The organism is Macellibacteroides fermentans, from assembly GCF_013409575.1.
GTDB lineage: Bacteria > Bacteroidota > Bacteroidia > Bacteroidales > Tannerellaceae > Macellibacteroides > Macellibacteroides fermentans.
In genome coordinates this window covers 395,001-411,296 of the sequence record NZ_JACCCY010000003.1, presented here as the reverse complement: position 1 = coordinate 411,296, position 16,296 = coordinate 395,001, and the positions used below count along the sequence as shown (strand labels likewise).

The 16,296-nt window shown below is 44.8% G+C and carries 9 protein-coding genes, 2 tRNA genes and 2 rRNA genes (1 of these 13 cut by a window edge); 7 read left to right on the top strand and 6 right to left on the bottom strand.

The window, feature by feature from the left end:
- Together F5613_RS11130 and F5613_RS11125 are read right to left on the bottom strand one after the other, a co-directional pair.
- Nucleotides 1–1,170 (bottom strand): dicarboxylate/amino acid:cation symporter, encoded by a 1,170-nt coding sequence (locus F5613_RS11130; RefSeq protein WP_179399802.1) that lies wholly within the window; start codon nt 1,168–1,170, stop codon nt 1–3.
- Nucleotides 1,157–2,632, bottom strand: a complete 1,476-nt coding sequence (locus F5613_RS11125; protein WP_179399801.1) for a Na+/H+ antiporter NhaC family protein — start codon at nt 2,630–2,632, stop codon at nt 1,157–1,159. Before F5613_RS11125 ends, F5613_RS11130 begins: the two co-directional genes overlap by 14 nt.
- A 151-nt stretch (nt 2,633–2,783) precedes the next feature.
- Here F5613_RS11125 and F5613_RS11120 point away from each other — a divergent pair, with 151 nt between their 5' ends.
- Nucleotides 2,784–4,280, top strand: coding sequence for an IMP dehydrogenase (locus F5613_RS11120; protein WP_079682408.1), 1,497 nt, complete (start codon nt 2,784–2,786; stop codon nt 4,278–4,280).
- Nucleotides 4,281–4,342: 62 nt separating this feature from the next.
- Here the strand turns inward: F5613_RS11120 and F5613_RS11115 are convergent, their stop codons facing one another.
- Nucleotides 4,343–5,491: a DUF6051 family protein gene (locus tag F5613_RS11115; RefSeq protein ID WP_179399800.1), complete on the bottom strand. Its 1,149-nt coding sequence runs from the start codon at nt 5,489–5,491 to the stop codon at nt 4,343–4,345.
- A gap of 208 nt (nt 5,492–5,699) precedes the next feature.
- On the opposite strand from F5613_RS11115, the gene F5613_RS11110 reads away from it, so the two are divergent.
- Nucleotides 5,700–6,548, top strand: a complete 849-nt coding sequence (locus F5613_RS11110; protein ID WP_179399799.1) for a LytR/AlgR family response regulator transcription factor — start codon at nt 5,700–5,702, stop codon at nt 6,546–6,548.
- Between the two features lie 104 nt (nt 6,549–6,652).
- Here the strand turns inward: F5613_RS11110 and F5613_RS11105 are convergent, their stop codons facing one another.
- The 3 genes from F5613_RS11105 to F5613_RS11095 form a co-directional block, all read right to left on the bottom strand.
- Entirely contained in the window at nt 6,653–8,710 is a 2,058-nt protein-coding gene (locus F5613_RS11105; protein WP_179399798.1) for an alpha-L-fucosidase, read from the bottom strand.
- A 221-nt stretch (nt 8,711–8,931) separates the two neighbouring features.
- A complete protein-coding gene (gene ltrA / locus F5613_RS11100) occupies nt 8,932–10,188 on the bottom strand; it encodes a group II intron reverse transcriptase/maturase (RefSeq protein ID WP_179399435.1) in 1,257 nt (418 codons plus the stop codon).
- A gap of 221 nt (nt 10,189–10,409) precedes the next feature.
- A complete protein-coding gene (locus F5613_RS11095; protein ID WP_179399797.1) occupies nt 10,410–10,739 on the bottom strand; it encodes a hypothetical protein in 330 nt (109 codons plus the stop codon).
- Nucleotides 10,740–11,397: 658 nt separating this feature from the next.
- Between F5613_RS11095 and pncB the strand changes: the two genes are divergently transcribed.
- The 5 genes from pncB to F5613_RS11070 all read left to right on the top strand — a co-directional run.
- Nucleotides 11,398–12,570, top strand: a complete 1,173-nt coding sequence (gene pncB / locus F5613_RS11090; protein WP_179399796.1) for a nicotinate phosphoribosyltransferase — start codon at nt 11,398–11,400, stop codon at nt 12,568–12,570.
- A 588-nt stretch (nt 12,571–13,158) separates the two neighbouring features.
- Nucleotides 13,159–14,685, top strand: a 16S ribosomal RNA gene (locus tag F5613_RS11085).
- A 215-nt stretch (nt 14,686–14,900) separates the two neighbouring features.
- Nucleotides 14,901–14,974, top strand: a tRNA-Ile gene (locus F5613_RS11080).
- A gap of 15 nt (nt 14,975–14,989) precedes the next feature.
- A tRNA-Ala gene (locus tag F5613_RS11075) sits at nt 14,990–15,063 on the top strand.
- Nucleotides 15,064–15,202: 139 nt separating this feature from the next.
- Nucleotides 15,203–16,296, top strand: a 23S ribosomal RNA gene (locus F5613_RS11070); it runs 1,789 nt beyond the window's last position.
- The 16S and 23S rRNA genes sit together here with 2 tRNA genes alongside, the layout of an rRNA operon.

Genomic DNA, 16,296 nt, shown 5'->3' with positions numbered 1-16,296 from the left:
CTATCGCTTTTCTCCTGCAATTTTATCCATTATAACAGCGATGGCTCCATCTCCCGTTACGTTGCAGGCAGTACCGAAACTGTCCATGGCTATGTACAACGCAATCATCAATGCTTGTAATGTCTCATTAAAGCCAAGCATACTTTGAAGCAATCCTAATGCAGCCATGATTGCACCACCCGGTACGCCCGGTGCAGCTACCATGGTGATAGCCAACATTAGTATAAAAGCACCGATTTCAGTAAATTGGACTGGAAGTCCGCTCATGTACATTATTGCCATGGCGCAGGCAGTTATTTTCATGGTGCTACCAGACATATGAATGGTTGCGCAAAGGGGAACTGTAAATACGGCAATATTTTCGCGGACTCCATTTTTGATGGTCTGAGCCAAAGTGACAGGTATAGTTGCTGCCGACGATTGTGTACCTAATGCCGTAGCATAAGCCGGCAGCATAGTTTTCAACAGCTTGAAGGGATTCTTCTTTCCGATTGCACCGGCAATACAAAATTGAACAATCAGCAGTACGACGTGAAGCACAAAGATGAATGCAATAATCTTTACAAACATCGTAATGATACTGAATACCTGCCCACTAACAGTCATATTCAGGAATATACCAAAAATATGCAAAGGTAAAAGCGGAATTATAACCACCTCTATCAGCTTGGTGATAATCTCCCTGAAATCTCTAAAACCGTTTTTCAGCGTTGTCCCGTTGATGGCCGACAGTCCCAATCCGATGGTAAATGATAATAAAAGAGCCGTCATCACATCCATAAGCGGAGGCATGGCCACCTTGAAATAGGGAAGCAGCAGAAAGTTTTCCGGATTCTCAACAGCACTTAGGCTCGACGACACCGGAATAATGGAAGGGAAAACAGCCGCACTGCTGAAATAGGTGAAAAAGCCCGACATAATTGTGGATAAGTAGGCAATCAGTGCGGTAATAGCAAGCAATTTACCGGCACCTTTCCCCAAATCTCCTATGGCAGGAGTAACCAGACCTACGATAATCAGAGGGATGGTAAAACTCAAAAAGTTTCCAAAAAGCGAATTAAAGGTAACAAAGAACCGGGCGATGCCAGCCGGTAAAAACTGGCCGAATAGTACACCCGCAGCAATAGCGATTACAACTTTGGCAAGTAGTGTGATTTTAATTTTTTTCATCAGGTATGGATTTATGGCCTGTTTCGTGTATTCTTTTTATTTTGTAACCTGTTGAGGCAATGAATATACTTATCAGGGGACTTATCAGATTGAAAAAACAATAGGGAAGATAGGAGAGAGTAGCCACTCCCAGAATGGTTGCCTGGGTCATTCCGCAGGTGTTCCAGGGGATAAGTGGCGAAGTTACCGTAACAGCATCCTCGGTTGTGCGACTCAGTAACCGGCTTTCGTATCCTTTTTGCTTGTAGATATCTTTAAACATGTTTCCGGTTAAGATGATGGACATATACTGATCGGCTGTACAGATGTTGAAAAAGAGACCGGATGCCACCGTCGAGCCAACAGTCCCCACAGTCCGTTTCATAAATCGGAGGAACAAAGAGGTTATACTTTGCAACATTCCGCTGGCAGCCATAGCTCCACCAAAACACATGGCACAAATTATCAGCCAGATGGTTCCTAACATACCACTCATTCCACGGGTGGACACCAGGTCGTTCAGTTCCGCATTTCCTGTTTCAATCTGGGTACTTCCGTAAAACATGGTCATAAACCCTTTGAACATGGCGTTGGAACCTTCTGCATTATCTCCCGCAATTTCCAGCAAGATGTCAGGCTGGAAAATAAGTGCGAAAACACCGGCAAGTACGGATGATATAAATAAGGTGATCAAAGGCGGCACTTTCTTTGCGATCAATAACCCTGTTGCAACCGGTATAATTAGTAGCCATGGGGTAATCGTAAAGTTTTCTTTAAGTAACTCAGAGAATTGGCCCATCTGATTACTGGATGCGTCGGAATGAGAAATTCCTGCAATCGTAAATATTACTAATGAAATGGTGATTGATGGTATGGTTGTAATCATCATATAGCGGATATGAGTGAAGAGCGGAGTATCCGTAATGGACGAGGCTAGCACCGTAGTGTCCGAAAGGGGAGAAATCTTATCTCCAAAGTAAGCACCCGATATGATAGCTCCGGCAATCCATCCCTCGTCGTATCCCTGAGCCCTGCCGATCCCCAGCAGAGCGATACCGATGGTGGCAATGGTTGTCCACGAACTGCCGGTCATAACAGATACAATTGCACAAATAACACAGGTAGAAACCAAAAAGAAGGTAGGATGAATCAGCTTGGTGCCGTAATATATAAGTGTAGGCACCACCCCGCTTATCATCCAGCTTCCTGAAATGGAGCCGATGATCAACAGGATAAGCAATGCCGAGGCAACTCCGGTAATGTTGTTTACGATAGCTGTCTCTATAGTTTTCCAACGCACTTTACTCACGCTCATGGCAATAAGCGAACATACGGCGGTTGTGGCAAGCAGCGAAATCTGACTGCCTCCGTTCAGTGCATCACTCCCGAAAGTACGGATTGTTACAAATAGTAAGCTTACCAACACAAGGATGGGTACAAGTGAAATAATAGGTGATGGTAACTTTACCGGCTGATTCTCCATTCGTTGTTTTTTTGTAATAAAGTGCAAACTTAGGAAAAAATTGATTGCCAAAATTCACTTAAGCCCGATTTTGTAAGATATTATTAGGTTGTATTGGCAAAAATGCCTACTTTTACACAATTTTTTATTTCGAAAAAAAGACAGTAATCTTATGGCAATTTACTTAAACGATGTATCGAGAACTTTCGGGGAGTATTTACTTATTCCAGGTTTGACCACGAAGCAATGTGTACCATCCAATGTGTCTTTAAGAACACCTTTAGTTAAGTTCGCAAAAGGGGAGAAGTCGGCTATCGAGCTGAATATTCCATTGGTGTCGGCAATCATGCAATCGGTTTCCGGCCCCGAATTGGCTATTGAATTGGCTCGTAACGGAGGGCTTTCCTTTATCTTCGGTTCTCAACCAATTGTTTCTCAGGCGGAAATGGTTCGCAAAGTTAAGAAATTCAAGGCAGGTTTTGTGGTTAGTGATTCTAACCTTACTCCTGAAAATACGTTGGCAGATATTTTGTCATTGATTCAGAAAACGGAACATTCCACCATCGGTATTACAGACGATGGAACGCCTAACGGTAAATTGCTCGGTATGGTTACCAGCCGCGATTACCGTGTGGGAGTGGATAGTCCGGATAAGAAAGTAAAGGATCTGATGACTCCCTTTTCCAAACTTACAGTTGGGAATCTGGGCATAAGCCTTTCGGATGCCAATCAGATTATTTGGGATCATAAATTGAATACACTGCCTATTATCGACAAGGACCAGAATCTTTGTTACTTTGTATTCCGTAAGGACTATGATAGTCACAAGAACAATCCCCACGAATTATCCGATAATTCGGACAAGAAGTTATTGGTAGGAGCAGGAATCAACACCCGCGATTACAAAGAGCGCGTACCTGCACTTGTTGAAGCCGGAGTAGACGTTTTGTGTATCGACTCTTCAGACGGTTATTCGGAGTGGCAATATGAAACCCTTCGTTGGATAAAGGAAACATACGGTAATCAGGTCTTGGTTGGTGCAGGTAATGTGGTAGACCAGGAGGGATTCCAGTATTTGGTTGATGCCGGAGCCGACTTTGTTAAAGTTGGTATCGGTGGTGGTTCCATCTGTATCACACGTGAGCAGAAGGGAATTGGTCGCGGACAGGCAACCGCATTGATCGATGTGGCAAAAGCTCGTGATGCTCACTATGCTAAAACAGGAATGTATGTTCCTATTTGTAGCGACGGTGGTCTGGTGCACGATTATCACATGGTGCTAGCCCTGGCAATGGGAGCCGACTTTTTAATGATGGGCCGCTATTTTGCCCGTTTCGACGAATCACCCACAAAGAAATTACGTATCGGAAACAACTATGTAAAGGAATATTGGGGAGAAGGTTCCAACCGTGCACAAAACTGGCAACGTTACGACATGGGCGGATCCGAAAGTCTTAAGTTTGAAGAAGGAGTGGACAGCTATGTGCCTTACGCCGGTAAAATGAAAGACAACCTGAAACTTACATTGGGTAAAGTGAAGGCTACCATGTGCAGCTGCGGTACACTTTCTATTGAAGAGCTTCAGAAGAAAGCAAAAATCACGATGGTTTCATCTACAAGTATTGTAGAGGGTGGAGCACACGACGTTATTTTGAAAGAACAGAGCTGATAAGCATCCTATATTAGTAAGGCGGATTCCAAACGGAATCCGCCTTTTTTATCTGCCATCCTTTATAAGAAGGAGGCAACTCTGCCGAATAGATCCCGAAAACTGGAGTCCACCAATCCGGGTTCGATCTTTTTGTTGGAGGGGAAGGGTATCTGATGCGAATATTCGAAAGGGAAATCAAGTTCCTTTAATACCACATCGGCACACCGTTTGCCCAATGCCTGAATAATACCTTGTGTGGGCATTACGATGTCGTTTTTCAGTGATATGGCTCTGATACGGTTGCATGCTTTCTGGAAAAAAGACTCCCTGAAGTGTTGCATACTTTCCTGTTTTATCATCGCCTTGAAAGCCTCTTCCAGAAAATCCTCCTTGCATACGGAGGGTAGTTTGGACGGATCCAGAAAGTCGGATTGAAAATAGTTTTGCAGTTTAGCAAACGCTTCCTGATCCATGATGTCTTTGGAGTTTCCATTCATCTTGCAAAATATGGAGCCACCGCAAAACATAAACAGTTTCGTTTCGTCGAACAACTTTTCGGGATTAGACAGTAAAAGCACCTGCGATATGAGTGCTCCAATTGAATAGGCGAAGATGTTGATGGAGGCATCTTCTGCAAACAGGGGATGCTCGCCGTTTTTTATCTCCTTGGTAAGCTGCCACAAATTATAGATTGTCTCTCTTCCCGAAGCATAAAACCGCAACGGGCTATCCGAAATACGGCTGCTTAGGGCGGCATTGGCAAAAGTAGAATTGTTCAAATCTTCAATCATCTCTTTCCGGAGTTGTGCCCAGGGAAGTATGGCCCGGGGCTGATGCCACGACAACGGGGTCCGGTTCATATGAAATGCAATGGGAAAGAGAATCACTGCTTTTCCTGTATGCTCCGCCAGGTATTCTGCCCAGGTGAGGTACTTCTCCCAGCTTCGTTCATTCAATCCGTGAAGCAGCAAGATGGCATCTTTATGCTTTTCATTTCGTTTCGGAGCAAAAATCAGATAATTGAAATTTTTATTCTCTTCAATGCCATTGTCGGGTATTTTACTGAATCCGGGAGTTGGCATAATCTGTAAAAGGCACTCGATATCCTGTGCTCCCATCGTTTGACTAAAACGGTATGGCAGGATTTCAAGTTGTTTTTCTTCCAGCTCAACCTTATGTTCGTAAGAGAACAAGGCCTTAAGTTCTTGTGTGCGATTAATGACATTCATAGTTCGAAACAGTTCTTTGACTGCAAACAAACAACATCTTGTATTTAAAACAAAATCGAAGGTATTCGGGCAGCCTTCGAGGGGCAGAAACTCCTATTTAGGGACGAAATCGGGATATATGGGGTAAATACATCCTACTCTTAAATCCGATGGGAGTCGATAAAGGATAAATATTCGTACATTTGCTTTCAATAATCAGAGTATACAAATGGAGGTACTGAGCAACAAAATTCCCAAGTATGTTTATGAAAAGTCGAACATCATTCGGCTGATCCTGCTTACCGCCCTTTTTGCGCTGGTATTTATAAACATTTACAAACCGTTTAATTCGCCCAACTGGTACAATGTATCCGAGTTGAAATTTTTCATATTTTCCAGCTTAATTATCCTTACGGGTGTATTGGTGGTGGTACTTAGCCGTATCTGTATGTACTATTACGGACGAAAGCATTCCATATCCTACAGTGCCTACGGTGTATGGATTCTTACCGAGATATTCTTCATGTCTCTTTTCTATACAATATATACATTGGTGTTAAATCCGGGAAGAGACTGGATGGGGGTGTTCAAGGAATCGGCCATCAACACCAGTCTGGTTCTTTTGCTTCCTTACTCTGCCTTGCATTTGTACTTTTCTTATAAGGAGAAGGAACGTATGCTTCTGGTACTTGAAAAGAACAAGGAGGATAGTGCGGCAAAGCAGGCGGTATTTTCCTTTTACGATGAAAAGGGCGATTTTAAACTCTCGGTTAAACGCAACAACCTGCTGTATTTAGAGTCGGCCGACAATTATGTGTGTATCTGGTATCTTAACAAAGGTATCCTTTCCAAATTTATGCTGCGTAATTCACTAAAGGCGATCGAAGAGCTGATGTCCGACACGCATGTATTACGATGCCACCGTTCGTTTATGGTTAATTTTGAACAGGTAAAGGTGATCCGCCGGGAAAAGGATGGAATTTATCTTGAACTTGGAATCGATAAGGTTCCGGATATCCCGATTTCTAAAACGTATAGCGAGAAGGTGACGCATTGGTTTATGAGCTACTCTTCATAACAATAAAAAAGGAGTAAGTCCCAACCCGGGACTTACTCCTTTTCACAAATAGACCGAATCTTATAGTACTACGAAGTAACCAATAAATCCGAACCCTGTTATCCTTATTCGGCTGTAATAACAGAAAACTCGCCGATACCGGCACGTTTGCCGTTTTCAGTTATGGATGTAGCCACAAGCCGGATCTTTTTTCCTTTTACCGGTGTAAACTTTATTTCCTGTGCGATGGGGTTGTGCTTGATGTTTGAGAACTCACCTTCGGCAACCTTTACATTGTCAATATATAGTTGGTAGCTCGAAATATGCCCCCCGGCATCTCTCCCTTGATTGGGTACATAAACAAATCCGCTTATTGGTGCTTCGGTGTTCAACTCCACTTCCAGCTGTTGCTTGCCTTCCGGAAGGTAATAGGCTGTGTAACCGTTGCCATCCAGTATTACGGCTGTTTTTTCGTCCTTCGGCGTTACAATCTTAAGCCCACTGGCTGGAATGTCGAAGACAGCAGACGAAACCGGACTTTGTTTGTTGAAGGAGGCGTCGTATGCGATGGCCTTTACAGTTCCTTTCTTTGCAAATGCAAAGGGGGCGGTATAACGGGCAGACTTTGTTGTAGGCGTTGTTCCATCGGTTGTATAGTAAACATCCGATCCTTTATCGCCGGCGGTAATTGTTACCTCATCTTTTCCGTTACGGCTGATTGCCGGTTCGGTTACCAGGGCCGGTGCATGGAAAGCCTCTACGTTGTTTATACAAAGCGGACCGCGTGCATCGGTAAAATGGATACGTACTTTTTCTGCTTTAACAGTATGGAACCTTACAATACGTTTGTAGCCTACTGTTGTTGTAGAATCTACGGCCTCTACAGGTTTCCATTGTCCGTTGATTTCTGTTTCTATTGTGAAGCTGCGTACACGTTGTCCCAGCGGAATATATTCCTGAATCAACAGCCGGTTTACATTTTTAGGCTCATTCAGCTTGAAGGTAAGCGTTGCATCAGTTACCCCGTCTTCTGTAGCCCAGTAGGTGTCCCAATTTCCATCTGTTGCTTTAGATGCACTGTATTCTCTGCCGCGGGTGTTAGATGCTGTAACAGAAATTCCCTTTAGTAAGTTATCCTTAAGGTCGTTCTGAATTGTCTGATACCATTCCACAGCACGGGTTGAGTCGGCCGCAGTGATTTTTCCGGTAAGAGCTACCGGGAAGTTAAGCAGGAAGTTTGCATTATGTCCAACACTTCTGTAATATAAATCTACTAAATTGGCCAGCGAGCGGGTTTGATGATCTTCTCTTGCGTGGTAGAACCATCCCGGACGAATGGATACGTCGCATTCTCCTCCCATCCAGTGTTCGGCACCTTCCATGCCCCACTGACTTTCGCGGTAATGTTTTTGTTTACTGTAGTCGTACGAACTCCATTGAGTAGCACCAGCCCATCCTTCTTCGTTACCAATCCAGCGGATATCAGGAACTGTACCACCAAAAATCATGGCTGCAGGATGCAGTTTCTTTATAGTTTCGCGCGCTTCTTCGTATTTATAATAGGTATTGGCATCGATCGAACGGGTTTCGTTAGCACCGCCGTACCATCCGTTTCCTCCGTTGGCACCATCAAACCAATATTCAAAAATAGGACCATAATTTGTTAACAGCTCTTTCATCTGGGCATGGAAAGTCTCTACATATTCAGGTTTTCCGTAATTGGCATTGTTCCTGTCCCACGGAGAAAGATAAATTCCAAACTTCAATCCCTGACGTTTACAGGCTTCCGAAAGTTCTTTCACCATGTCTCCCTTTCCCTCTTTCCAGGGAGAGTTCTTTACGCTGTATTCTGTTGTTGCTGTTGGCCATAAGCAAAATCCGTCGTGGTGTTTCGCTGTTAAGATAACACCCTTAAGTCCGGCAGCCTTGACGGTAGATACCCACTGGTCGCAATCCAGTTGTGTGGGATTGAAGGTACTTGCCGGAGTGTTGCCAAAACCCCATTCCAGGTCATTGAATGTATTCAGTCCGAAATGGATAAATGCATATGTTTCAAGTTTGTGCCATTCTACTTGTTCGGGCGTTGGAACTGGATAGACAGCCTTGGGTGGCGGAACGTTTTTACAGGAGAGAAGAGTGGAAAGAACCAGTCCACCCAATAAAAGCGAATTAAGTTTGTTCATTTTGTCTTATGTATTTTAGTTTGGACATCCAAAGATAAGGTAAATTTTTAATATTAGTAGTAGGCCGGATCATTTCAACTCATGGCTTTCCTCTCATTCGTAGTAAAATGAATTAAAAGCGAAAACAGTCGAGTAGGCCTGAGCATTTCAGCTCAAGCCTCTCACAGAACCGTGCGTGACAGTCTCCCATCACACGGCTCTTCTTATTCAGTCTGATAAGATTACCATTTCTTGTTAGCTGTTGGAGTTACTCCCCACTGCCAGTGGTAAAAGAGTTTAGACTCTTTCCGGGAGATGTTTCCCAGCCAGTAGTAAGCCCGATAGGGTTTCCCCTTGAAGCGCTTGAACTTGGCTGTAACCCATCTGGCAAGATGTCTGTTTACTTCATCTAACAGGATTTTGAGTCGGGTAGGATAAAATTTACCATAATAAGTAATCCATCCCCGAAGCACCGGATTGATGCTTTTCGCCAGGGTTTCCAGCGATAGAAACAGTTGTTTCCTTGTTTTCCAGCTGCGCATCTTTTCACGGATGCGGTTGCAGGCCTTGTTGCTGATTGCCGGCAGAAAGCCTGTAAAGTTGATGCCATTTCTGCCTTTTGCCTTCCGTGGTCGGAAGGTGTAGCCAAGGAAATCGAAAGAGATTGTATCAAACTCTCCCTTTCTGCGGCTGTCTTTACAGTACACAATCTTTGTTTTGTCATCGTTCAACATCAGTTTACATTGAGCAAACCGTTGTTGAACAGCTACTTTCAGTGCTTCGGCCTGGGATTGGGTGGCGCAGTGACAGATGGTGTCGTCTGCATACCTTTCGAAGGGAATGTGCGGATAATACCTGCTCATCCACTTGTCGAAGGCGTAATGCAGGAACAAATTGGCCAGCACAGGTCCGATTACGGACCCTTGCGGGACCCCTTTGTCCCGGTCGATTTTACTTCCATCCTGCAGTTCGTAGGGAACTTTGAGCCACCGTTCGATGTAAAGCAGCACCCATACACAATCGGTGTGAAGTCTGACTGCTTTAATCAACAGTTCGTGGTCAATAGAATCGAAGAACTTGCTGATGTCCATATCCAATACCCAGTTGTACTTCCAGCACCGCTCGCGTGTTTTGGCGATGGCATCGTGTGCAGAGCGGTTGGGCCTGTAGGCATAAGAATCCTCGTGGAAACAGGGTTCAATCTGTGGCTCCAGCATCATCACTGCTGCCATCTGAGCAATCCTGTCTCCTACCGTAGGTATACCTAACGGACGTTTGTCTCCATTGGGTTTAGGTATTTCTACCAGTTTGACCGATGGAGGGAAGTAGCTTCCCGAACTCATGCGGTTCCAGATTTTGTAGAGATTGTCTTTGAGATTTTTCTCAAACTGCTCAATCGATACGCCGTCAATACCCGCACTTCCATGGTTTGCCTTGACTCGTTTGAAGGCATCCATGATTAAAAATTTAGAAATCTCATGCGACTTTGCGTCTTTCATTTGCATCCTCCTGTTTTAATAGTTGTACATTTACTACGCTTGAATAAGCTGTTCCCTTGGCTCCATTTCCATTACAGAAACTTCGTCGCTACTACGGAACAGTCCGCCCCTGCCTCCGGTCCTCGGTACGCTGGTTCTTGCAGGGCTTCTGCTTGAACTTCTCCCTTCACATCCCGGCGCAGGTTCCTGCGTTCCGTGAAAAAGCCTCTGTACAAGTCATGCTATCTTTGCACCGGATGCCACCCGGACCGTAAACAGGTTCCTTCCGGATTTATCCCGGGTCTGACAGAAAAGACCCGGTTCTGACATCGTCTGAACAGTTTTCGATGCTTCATCAATAATTCCCTTGCGGTCATCTCTTGTACAGTTACCTGACGATTTACATCGCCTTTTGGTGTATCGCTCACCACCTTGTCTCTTAAACAAAGCAGCATACACTGGTTTGCAACCATCTCCTGCAAGACGGTTACGAGGGGCCTGCCCTCATCTCTTTCACAGTTACAAACATTGCCGCCTGCAATGTTTTCACAGCACACTCTGTCATCTGTCATTTTTAAGCTCAAATCCCTTTACTGGAAAGGCTTCTGCAAATGACAGATGCCTGTGACAGATCCTTTTCATCTGTCATGAATCACAGCAAGCCTCCCGCAACATCTCCGCGCTACTGTCTTGTAAGATTTAGTAATCTGTTATTAGAGTTTAGTCCGCTTGTCTGGAAGTAAATCGCGATATATTTGATCGGGAGCGGCTGGACTTATGTATTCCAGTCGGCTTAGTATGTCCGTAAAATATTCGTGTACACAAACAACAACAAACCGTTAAGGGAACAAAGTTCTTTCAGCCTATGAATAAGTCCAAAGCCTTAATAGTAGTAATCGTTCGACATATGTCGTAATGCATTACCACATATGTCAAAAACAAATCCGACAATTGTCGAAATCCATTTCGACAATTGTCAAACGATTACTACACTTAAATGAAAAACTTTGTATATCGTTGTGAAATAATTAGTTGTCCTACTATTTTTCTCATTTTCCCATACGGATGATTACGACATATTAAATGATGAAATAATTGGATGTAAAAGCTTCGTAATTCTGATATGTGATTTTGTACGATACCTCCTTTTGAATTGCTTTGTTGTAAGATTGTTGCTGCGTCTGTCTTTTTTCATACATTTGTCATATTATAATATAATACGACACTCCTATGGCTATTATTCGAAGCATACTGGATACAGATTTATATAAGTTTACCACGAGTTATGCCTATTCCAAGCTTTTTCCCCGTGCTTTTGGAGAATTTGAGTTTGTAGATCGTAATAACCTTCATTTTCCGGCCGGCTTCGATAAGTTGGTACGCCGCGAGCTTGAAAGTATGGCCGATCTTTTCCTCACGAAGGAGGAAGAGCTCTTTTTAAAGAACAAGTTGCCTTACTTACCGCCTACATACATCGATTTTTTGAAAGGATATCGTTTCGACCCGGCAGAAGTGGAGGTGGAGATGACCGATGGAAAGCTGTCCATCCGCTCTTCCGGACTCCTTTACCGTATTACTTTCTGGGAAACACCTATCCTCGCCATTGTTTCAGAATTATATTTCAGGGAGATGGGTGTTACACCCGACGTGGAATATATGGAAAGGCGGCTGATCGAAAAAGCTACACTAATGAGGGGGCACGGCATTGTGTTTTCTCTTTTCGGAATGCGCCGCCGTTTTAGCTTCGGGGTGGAAGACCGTATCACGGAGTTGCTTAAACTACATTCGGGCAGTAATTTCTTTGGTACCAGCAATGTGTATCTGGCCTATAAACATAACCTGAACCCTTCGGGCACGCATCCTCATGAATGGGTACAGTTTCATGGATCTATTTATGGATACAAGATGGCCAATTACATGGCTATGGAAAATTGGATCAATGTTTACGATGGCGACTTAGGTACTGTCCTTACCGATACCTTCACCACGGATGTCTTTCTGCGTAACTTCAGCAAGAAACATGCGGCACTGTTTACCAGTCTTCGTCAGGATAGTGGCGACCCCTTTGCCTTTACCGATAAAGCCATACGCCGTTACGAAGAGCTTCGTATCAACCCGAAGCTTAAATATATTGTGTTTTCCGACAGTCTGGATGTGGAGAAGGCACTTAAAATTAAAAATTATTGCGGCGATAAAATTGGAGCCTCCTTCGGTATCGGGACCAATCTTACCAATGATGTGGGGAATGAAAACGTTCCGTTGAATATTGTTATGAAACTATTTCGATGCAAGATGACCGAAAAAGAGTCCTGGCAGCACTGTATAAAGTTGTCGGATGTGGATGGAAAGCACACCGGAAGCCCCGATGAAATTAAATTAGCCCTTCAAACCCTGGGAATCTGAATGTATTTTGTTTCAAGTTCTATTTCTCTTAATATATGTAATGTACGCGAGAGGAAATGGCTTCGAAACGGGATGTAGGGGGATTGAAAAAAAGTTTTGTGTGTAATGTGCGGGTATTCAGGAGATAAGGTGAAATGTGTTAAAATACTTATGAAAATAGTTTGCAAAAGGTTTGGAGTGTATGTTGTAAAGCACTACTTTTGCACCCGCATTCAAGAGAGAACGGCAGAGCAACATGATGAGGGAATTTAAATGAATAGCATAAGGTGAGGTTAGCGAGGCTAAGCAAAAATCCTGCAGCGACATTGGAATGGCCCGAAACTTTTTTTAAAAAACTTCCGAAAACATTTGGTAGTTTAAAATAAAAAGTCTTATCTTTGCACCCGCTTTCACACCGGATCAAAACGGTTGAAAATGCAACAAACAAGAGTTCTTTGAAAGATTTACATATCAACAAAAAGTAGTACAAGAATGAGAGGATCAGTGATGATTTTCTTGGACGTAAAGAATCAAAATTAATACCGTCAATTGTAAACTAATAAAGAAAGAGGGAATTCTGAGCAAGAGATATTAAGACAAACAAATTATACAACGAAGAGTTTGATCCTGGCTCAGGATGAACGCTAGCGACAGGCTTAACACATGCAAGTCGAGGGGCAGCATAAAAGTAGCAATACTTTGGTGGCGACCGGCGCACGGGTGAGTAACGCGTATGCAACCTACCTATCAGAGGGGAATAACCCGGCGAAAGTCGGACTAATACCGCATAAAACAGGGGCACCGCATGGTGATATTTGTTAAAGAAATTCGCTGATAGATGGGCATGCGTTCCATTAGGTAGTTGGTGAGGTAACGGCTCACCAAGCCGACGATGGATAGGGGAACTGAGAGGTTGGTCCCCCACACTGGTACTGAGACACGGACCAGACTCCTACGGGAGGCAGCAGTGAGGAATATTGGTCAATGGGCGAGAGCCTGAACCAGCCAAGTCGCGTGAAGGAAGAAGGATCTATGGTTCGTAAACTTCTTTTGCAGGGGAATAAAGTGCAGGACGTGTCCTGTTTTGTATGTACCCTGAGAATAAGGATCGGCTAACTCCGTGCCAGCAGCCGCGGTAATACGGAGGATCCGAGCGTTATCCGGATTTATTGGGTTTAAAGGGTGCGTAGGTGGTTTGATAAGTCAGCGGTGAAAGTTTGCAGCTTAACTGTAAAAATGCCGTTGAAACTGTCGGACTTGAGTGTAAATGAGGTAGGCGGAATGCGTGGTGTAGCGGTGAAATGCATAGATATCACGCAGAACTCCGATTGCGAAGGCAGCTTACTAAGCTACAACTGACACTGAAGCACGAAAGCGTGGGGATCAAACAGGATTAGATACCCTGGTAGTCCACGCAGTAAACGATGATTACTAGCTGTTTGCGATACACAGTAAGCGGCACAGCGAAAGCGTTAAGTAATCCACCTGGGGAGTACGCCGGCAACGGTGAAACTCAAAGGAATTGACGGGGGCCCGCACAAGCGGAGGAACATGTGGTTTAATTCGATGATACGCGAGGAACCTTACCCGGGTTTGAACGTAGGGAGACAGGGGTGGAAACATCCTTTTCAGCAATGACTGCCTACGAGGTGCTGCATGGTTGTCGTCAGCTCGTGCCGTGAGGTGTCGGCTTAAGTGCCATAACGAGCGCAACCCTTATTTCCAGTTACTAACAGGTGAAGCTGAGGACTCTGGAGAGACTGCCAGCGTAAGCTGTGAGGAAGGTGGGGATGACGTCAAATCAGCACGGCCCTTACATCCGGGGCGACACACGTGTTACAATGGTAAGGACAAAGGGCAGCTACCGGGCGACCGGATGCGAATCTCTAAACCTTATCTCAGTTCGGATCGGAGTCTGCAACTCGACTCCGTGAAGCTGGATTCGCTAGTAATCGCGCATCAGCCATGGCGCGGTGAATACGTTCCCGGGCCTTGTACACACCGCCCGTCAAGCCATGGGAGCCGGGGGTACCTGAAGTTCGTAACCGCAAGGATCGACCTAGGGTAAAACTGGTGACTGGGGCTAAGTCGTAACAAGGTAGCCGTACCGGAAGGTGCGGCTGGAACACCTCCTTTCTGGAGCCTGAGTTCCCTTTTACGGTTTGCAAGGTATTAAGGAAGGAACAATCTTTATGTTCCTTGTACTACTGCTGTTTGATATGATAAACAATATATGATCTTACAAAACTGGGAAACCAGAAGAGAAACAAGAGGCTGAAGCGCCGCCCGGATATCTACCCATAAAGGAAGATGAACAAAAGGAAAGAGCTTCAGGCAAAGGTAAGAAAGCCAGTCCTATAGCTCAGTTGGTTAGAGCGCTACACTGATAATGTAGAGGTCGGCAGTTCAACTCTGCCTGGGACTACGAACGAAAAAAGACGGGGGATTAGCTCAGCTGGCTAGAGCATCTGCCTTGCACGCAGAGGGTCAACGGTTCGAATCCGTTATTCTCCACAACAACCGGAGCCGCAAGGTAAAGGTAAGAAGATCTTTGACATGATGGACAACAAAGCAATAAAGTAACAAAAAAAGAGCAAGCTTTAAAGATATATCAATCCGACACATGCCTTATGGCAATATATGTGCACGGAAAGAGAAAGTAAGCAAGGGCAGACGGTGGATGCCTTGGCTCTCGGAGGCGAAGAAGGACGTGATAAGCTGCGATAAGCGCGGGGGATGTGCAAATAACAATTGATCCCGTGATTTCCGAATGGGGCAACCCGGCAGGTTGAAGGCCTGTCATTCCGTAAGGAAGGCAAACGTGGGGAACTGAAACATCTAAGTACCCATAGGAGAAGAAAACAAAAGTGATTCCCCAAGTAGTGGCGAGCGAACGGGGAACAGCCCAAACCTATGCTGTTGAGGCAGTATAGGGGTTGTAGGACTACGATGTGGCAAGACATTAGTAAAGTGGAACGTTTTGGAAAGAACGACGATATAGGGTGACAGTCCCGTACACGACTTACTGACGAAGCCTAGTAGTATCCTGAGTAGCGCGGGACACGAGAAATCCTGTGTGAAACTGCGGGGCCCATCCCGTAAGGCTAAATACTCCCGAGAGACCGATAGCGAACCAGTACTGTGAAGGAAAGGTGAAAAGAACCTCGAACAGAGGAGTGAAATAGACCCTGAAACCGTCTGCCTACAAGCGGTCGGAGCATCTATAAGATGTGACGGCGTGCCTTTTGCATAATGAACCTACGAGTTACTGTCATTGGCAAGGTTAAGGACTTCAGGTCCGGAGCCGAAGCGAAAGCGAGTCTTAATAGGGCGCTTAGTCAGTGGTAGTAGACGCGAAACCAAGTGATCTACCCTTGGTCAGGTTGAAGGTTAGGTAACACTAACTGGAGGACCGAATCGGTAAGCGTTGAAAAGCTTTCGAATGAACTGAGGGTAGGGGTGAAAGGCTAATCAAACTTGGAGATAGCTCGTACTCCCCGAAATGCATTTAGGTGCAGCCTTTGTTATTACTAGTATGAGGTAGAGCGACTGATTGGATGCGAGGGCTTCACCGCCTATCAAGTCCAGATAAACTCCGAATGCGTATTAGTTTAGACAAGGAGTGAGGGCATGGGTGCTAAGGTCCATGTCCGAGAGGAGAAGAATCCAGACCATCAGCTAAGGTCCCCAAATAACAGCTAAGTTGAATTAACGAAGTCAGATTGCAAAGACAGCTAGGATGTTGGC

Coding starts and splice junctions, on each gene's coding strand:
- F5613_RS11095 (WP_179399797.1), bottom strand. CDS start 10,739: ATGACAGATGACAGAGTGTGCTGTGAAAACATTGCAGGCGGCAATGTT.
- F5613_RS11120 (WP_079682408.1), top strand. CDS start 2,784: ATGGCAATTTACTTAAACGATGTATCGAGAACTTTCGGGGAGTATTTA.
- pncB (WP_179399796.1), top strand. CDS start 11,398: ATGGCTATTATTCGAAGCATACTGGATACAGATTTATATAAGTTTACC.
- ltrA (WP_179399435.1), bottom strand. CDS start 10,188: ATGAAAGACGCAAAGTCGCATGAGATTTCTAAATTTTTAATCATGGAT.
- F5613_RS11115 (WP_179399800.1), bottom strand. CDS start 5,491: ATGAATGTCATTAATCGCACACAAGAACTTAAGGCCTTGTTCTCTTAC.
- F5613_RS11105 (WP_179399798.1), bottom strand. CDS start 8,710: ATGAACAAACTTAATTCGCTTTTATTGGGTGGACTGGTTCTTTCCACT.
- F5613_RS11110 (WP_179399799.1), top strand. CDS start 5,700: ATGGAGGTACTGAGCAACAAAATTCCCAAGTATGTTTATGAAAAGTCG.
- F5613_RS11125 (WP_179399801.1), bottom strand. CDS start 2,632: ATGGAGAATCAGCCGGTAAAGTTACCATCACCTATTATTTCACTTGTA.
- F5613_RS11130 (WP_179399802.1), bottom strand. CDS start 1,170: ATGAAAAAAATTAAAATCACACTACTTGCCAAAGTTGTAATCGCTATT.